At 62.1% G+C, this 3,750-nt stretch carries 4 protein-coding genes and 1 pseudogene; 1 reads left to right on the forward strand and 4 read right to left on the reverse strand.

The window, feature by feature from the left end:
- The 3 genes from AAC083_RS15950 to AAC083_RS15960 all read right to left on the reverse strand — a co-directional run.
- Positions 1-1,841 (reverse strand): M16 family metallopeptidase (locus AAC083_RS15950; protein ID WP_108537113.1); only part of this gene is annotated, 1,841 nt, incomplete at its 3' end.
- 26 nt (positions 1,842-1,867) lie between these two features.
- Positions 1,868-2,305 carry a YqaA family protein gene (locus AAC083_RS15955; RefSeq protein WP_108537114.1) on the reverse strand — a complete coding sequence of 146 codons (438 nt, stop codon included), beginning with the start codon at positions 2,303-2,305 and terminating at the stop codon, positions 1,868-1,870.
- A complete protein-coding gene (locus AAC083_RS15960) occupies positions 2,302-3,288 on the reverse strand; it encodes an NADP-dependent oxidoreductase (protein WP_108537115.1) in 987 nt (328 codons plus the stop codon). Before AAC083_RS15960 ends, AAC083_RS15955 begins: the two co-directional genes overlap by 4 nt.
- Before the next feature lie 44 nt (positions 3,289-3,332).
- Between AAC083_RS15960 and AAC083_RS15965 the strand changes: the two genes are divergently transcribed.
- Complete coding sequence (locus AAC083_RS15965; protein ID WP_181364778.1) at positions 3,333-3,500, forward strand: hypothetical protein; 168 nt, start codon at positions 3,333-3,335, stop codon at positions 3,498-3,500.
- Between the two features lie 48 nt (positions 3,501-3,548).
- Here AAC083_RS15965 and AAC083_RS15970 read toward each other — a convergent pair.
- A pseudogene (locus AAC083_RS15970) lies at positions 3,549-3,750 on the reverse strand (Preprotein translocase subunit SecY); the annotation flags it as partial.

A 3,750-nucleotide genomic window follows, 5' to 3' on the forward strand; every position in this document is an offset into this window, starting at 1 on the left:
CGCTCATACATCTCGCGCACCAGCGCCAGAGTCTGCGGCAGCTTGTCGGCCAACGAGCTGATGGTGATGAGGTTGCTGTACTGGGCACTGGAGACGCTGACACTGGAGCCAAGCTTTTGCAGCTCGTCGCTGAGCTGGGCCTCGGTCAGGCGCACCGAGCCCTGTCCCATCATGCTGGCGGTGAGGTTGGCAAGCCCCAGCTCTCCCTTGCCTTCGGCCCGTATACCGCCCGGCAGGGCGATCATGATGGAAACGGCCGGGATCTCGTCACTCTGGGTACCGATGATCTCGATCCCCTTGTCGAGCTTACCGTGCCAGATGGCGGGCACCTTGACGCTGACCGCATCCGCCGCCTTGGGCTGCACGCTGCGATCGAAGGTGTCCTTGACCGGGCGCAGCGCCAGCGGCTCCCCATGCTGGCTGTAATCGGGCAGCTCGCGCTTGGCGGGGGTGAAGTTCGGCTTGGCCACCTGCCAATCCGTCTTGCCCTTGGGCACCACGCTCAGCACCACGGCAGGCTTGTCCACGATGAACTTTTCATAAGCCGCTTTGACCTGCTCCGGGGTTACCTTGCCGATGGCATCCAGTCGCTTGAATACGTAGTTGGGATCCTGGGCAAACACCTGGCCCATGGCGAGCTGGCTCACCTTGCCGGAGACGCTGTCGAGCCCCCAGATGGCCGAGGCGCGATAGCTGTTGATAGCTTTTTCCAGATCCTCTGGCTTGAGGCCGCGACCGGCAAACTCGCCGATCACCTTGTCCACTTCCCCCTTGAGGGTCTTGAGGCTGCCATCCACCGCCGGGTTGGGATAGGCGTAGACGGTCAGGGTGCAGGCCAGCTCCTCGCAGTAATGGGAGGCGCCAACGTCGATGGCCTTGCCGGTTTTCACCAGCGACTGGTAGAGCATGGAGCTGGCGGAGCCGCCGAGCACGTCGGCAAACATGTCCAGCGCCGGCTCCTGCGGATCACCAAGGGCAACGGTCGGATAGCTGATGTAGAGCAGCGGCAGATGGACCTTGTCCTCCAGCGTCAGGTAGCGTGTTTCGGGCAGGGTCACCGGCTCAGGCGTCGGCTCGGCCACGTCAGGGCCACGCGGGATGGAACCGAAGTACTGTTCGATCCAGGCCAGTGCCTGTTTGGTATCGAAATCGCCGCCCAGGGTCAGGGTAGCGTTATTCGGACCATACCAGCGCAGGAAGAACTGCTTAAGGTCATCCACTCCGACCCGGTCCAGGTCCTCTACATAGCCGATGGGCTGCCAGGAGTAGGGGTGGGTGCGCGGGTAGAGCGCCTCCCCCACCTTCTCGCTCACCAGCCCGTATGGCTGGTTATCGACCCGCTGGGCGCGCTCGTTCTTGACGGTGGCGCGCTGGATCTCAAACTTCTTCTGGCTCACCGCATCGAGCAGGAAGCCCATGCGATCCGCCTCCAGCCAGAGCACCTTCTCCAGCTGATTGGCCGGCACCGTCTCGTAGTAATTGGTGCGATCCTTGTTGGTGGTGCCGTTCATGTCGCCACCCGCCTCGTTGATGATCCGCATGTGCTCCTGATCGCCAACGTGTTTTGAGCCCTGGAACATCATGTGTTCGAAGAAGTGGGCAAACCCGGACTTGCCCACCTGCTCGCGGGCCGATCCCACATGATAGGTGACGTCGAGATGCACCAGGGGATCTGACTTGTCAGGCGCCAGGATCACGGTCAGACCGTTGTCCAGCCTGAACATCTGGTAAGGGATGCCAAGCTTGCCCTCTTCCTTGACCTGCTCGGACACCAGGATGGGGGCGGCCAGCACAGGCAGGGTGAAACCCAGCAGAATACTTAATGGAATGAGTTTGTTCACGGTTACCTCGTGAGTGAAGAAAAGGGCTAGAAAATATGACTGGCCAACAGAAAAACCAGGGCATAACGCAATAATTTGCCGACCCCGATCAGGATGATAGAGCGCCAGAAGGAGAGACGTAGCCAACCGGCCAGCAGGCAGAGGCCATCACCAACAACAGGCGTCCAGGCCAGCAGCAGACACCAGTGACCATGTTGTTTGAGCCAGCCGAGGGCTTTTTGTTCCCCACGGCCTTGAAAATCTTCCGGCTTTTTCTTGAAGGTGGCGAGCCAGCCGAGCCACCAGGTGGTCATGGAGCCGAGGGTATTGCCGAGCGTCGCCCACAGCAGCAAGCTGGCCATGCTCCACTCTCCCTTAACCGCCATGGCGCCCAGCAGCACTTCCGAGCTGCCAGGCAGCAAGGTGGCGGAGGTGAAGGCACTCAGAAACAGCCAGCCCAGCCCCATCTCGGCAATGCCATTCATCCGGGCAGGCCATCGGCGGCAGGCATGCGCAGCACCAGCTTGCCACGGACATGACCCCCCTCGATGGCCTGATGGGCCTGCGCCCCCTCGGCCAGGGCAAACTCGCCACCGACTGTGATGTGCACATCCCCCTGGCGCAGCAGGTTCAGCATCTGGGCCAGCTGTTTGCTGTCGGGGTGCACCAGCATGCCGAGCACCTCTATGCCGGTATCGGCCGCCGCATCCTTGATCTGCTGGGCCGTGATGGTGGGCACTGTCACCAGACGGCCACCGGGCTTGACGCAAGCAAGCGCCGCCTTGCCGCTCTCGCCGCCCACCAGATCCAGCACCAGATCGACCTGCCCTTGGGCCAGGATCTGCGCGGCCCAGTCAGCGTCGTGGTAATCCACCCGCTGGTCGGCCCCCAGTCTATGGAGAAAATCGTGATTGTCACGACTGGCCGTGGCGACCACCTCGGCGCCATAAGCGCTGGCAAACTGCACCGCCAAATGGCCAACACCACCGGCACCGGCCAGGATCAGCACCCGCTGCCCGGCTTTGAGGCAGCCATGTTCAAACAGCCCCTGCCAGGCGGTGAGACCGGCCAGCGGCAGGGCTGCGCCCTGCTTGAGGCTGATGCCATCGAGCTTGACCAGCGCCTCTTCGCTCACCACTGTACTGTCGGCATAGGCGCCACCTGCCAGCGGAAAGCCCACCATGCCGCACACTTGATCCCCCTCTGCCAGCGCCGTGACACCCGGGCCCACCGTCTCAATCACGCCAGCCACATCATACCCCGGTGTCCAGGGCAGATTGTCCTTGTTCTGGGCCGCCGCCCAGCCGAGGCCGGCCCGGGTCTTGGCATCAATGGGATTGACTCCCGCAAAGCAGATGCGCACCCGGACTTCCCCCTCCGTGGGCACCTTATCCTGCGAAGGGTTGAGCTTGAGTACCGAGGGGTCGCCGAATGCGGTAATCTGTAGCTGCGTCATTGCACAATCCATCCTGTTGACTGATCAAGGGTCAACAGAATAACAGCGAGGACACCATGGCTCGAATGTTTCTTATTCCTCTGTTGCTGGCACTGGGGTGGTGGGCCTTGCTGCTCTACTTCCACATCCCGCTCAAACAGGGGGCCAAGGGGTTTTACTGGATCATCGGCATAGGTGGGGGGCTAGCCGCCTTCCTCAGCCTGATGATGGTGCTGACTCACTAACGCAGCCGCTCGCGGCAATAAACAGGCCACCCAGAGGTGGCCTGGCTCTCAACCCGCTTGTCCACTGAGGTGGTAGTGGCGATTGCTGCCCTGCCCCAGCACCCCTTGGGCCAGCAGATGCTGAAATACCCTGTCTACCTCTTCCAACGAGAGCGAAAGGGCCAGTGCCACCGAGCGCTTGCTGCACTTGAGCTCGCCGCTCTCCAACACGGAACGCACCTGGGCCACCACAGCGGGCTCGGGTTCCGGC

The organism is Aeromonas sp. HMWF014, assembly GCF_963878295.1.
GTDB classification, from domain to species: Bacteria; Pseudomonadota; Gammaproteobacteria; order Enterobacterales; family Aeromonadaceae; genus Aeromonas; species Aeromonas popoffii.

Excerpts from the sequence above, each read along its gene's own strand:
- AAC083_RS15955 (WP_108537114.1), bottom strand. The coding sequence starts at position 2,305 with ATGAATGGCATTGCCGAGATGGGGCTGGGCTGGCTGTTTCTGAGTGCC.
- AAC083_RS15965 (WP_181364778.1), top strand. The coding sequence starts at position 3,333 with ATGGCTCGAATGTTTCTTATTCCTCTGTTGCTGGCACTGGGGTGGTGG.
- AAC083_RS15960 (WP_108537115.1), bottom strand. The coding sequence starts at position 3,288 with ATGGATTGTGCAATGACGCAGCTACAGATTACCGCATTCGGCGACCCC.